The 1,285-nt window shown below is 37.9% G+C and carries 1 protein-coding gene; it reads left to right on the top strand.

Annotated features, from left to right (window positions below):
* Positions 1–84 precede the first annotated feature (84 nt).
* Positions 85–1,244, top strand: a protein-coding gene (locus tag ABES52_RS16815) for an IS3 family transposase (RefSeq protein ID WP_429652467.1) whose coding sequence is annotated in 2 segments (ribosomal slippage) — positions 85–343 and positions 343–1,244 — 1,161 coding nt in all. Because the reading frame shifts where the segments join, the coding sequence is not laid out codon by codon here.
* The last annotated feature ends 41 nt before the right edge of the window (positions 1,245–1,285 follow it).

Genomic DNA, 1,285 nt, shown 5'->3' with positions numbered 1-1,285 from the left:
TGGTATTATCCCCTACAGGTAGACATTAAAAAAAGAGAGCATGATATGATGTTCTTAATAGTCTACCTGGGAGGGGATTTTTCTATGGCAAAAAAAGGACAAACTTTTTCATCATATACTGTTGAATTAAAACGTGAAGTAGTTCGTTTGAAGTTGGAGGAGGGCTGGTCCTATCGACAGCTTCGTGAACAATTCGGGATCAAGAGCGATGCACAAATTGCTGAGTGGGTAAAGAAAGTAAAAAACAATGAGTCGTTGGAGGACAATCGTGGAAAATGGAACAAAAAGCACTTTAACAGCTTAGAAGAAGAGAATGCTTATTTGAAAGCGCAGGTGGAATACCTAAAAAAGCGCAATCCAAATCTACACGGGAAGGAGTGGTCTTAAAATCTGAAAGGTTTCAAATTATTGATGAATTAAGAAGAACGCACCCACTTGCATGGCTTTTCAAAATTGCTGAGGTTTCAAAAGCTGGATACTATAAATGGCGCAGTAATCGTTCAAAACCGTCAATACGTATGGAAAAGGACCTTTTGATTAAAGAGCACATATTAGCGATTCACAAGTTACATCCCTACTATGGTTATAAGCGAATGACGAGAGCTTTATCCAGAGAGGGGATGGTTGTAAACCATAAGCGTGTACGCCGTTTAATGAGGGAATTAGGAATAAAATCTGTCATTCGTAAGAAAAGACCGTTCTACGGTCATAGAGGTTCGGTTGTATTTCCTAACGTCCTAAATAGAGAATTTTACGCAGAGAACCGGTTTGAAAAGCTCGTAACGGATATTACATATGTACGTGTGGGAGAACATTTTGCCTACCTATCAGCCGTTTTAGATTTGTATAACAATGAAATTGTTGCTTGGAAATTATCTGAAAGAAACGACCTTGAATTAGTATTAGACACCTTGAAGCAATTAAAGGGAAAACCATTTACCAAAAAAGCACTCATTCATTCAGATCAAGGATTCCAATATACAACTAAGGCGTATGAGAAACAAGTAAAGGAGCTTAATATTCAAGGAAGCCATTCCCGAAGAGGAAACTGCCTTGATAATGCCTGTATTGAAAGTTTCTTCTCACATTTAAAGACCGAGAAGTTGAATTTAGTGCGTCCTAAAACAATCGATCAAGCATATAGGGCGATTAAGGAGTATATAGATTTTTACAATAAAGATCGATTCCAAGAAAAATTCAACGGCCTTTCCCCGATTGAATACCGAGAAAAGGCCGCAGCTTAATATACTCTTTTTTCATTGTCTACTTGACAGGGTTATGTGCA

It is taken from the genome of Aeribacillus pallidus, from assembly GCF_050478865.1.
GTDB lineage: Bacteria > Bacillota > Bacilli > Bacillales > JACDOC01 > JACDOC01.
Note: the sequence above shows the minus strand (reverse complement) of the source record. Positions and strands in the feature narration are given on the sequence as shown.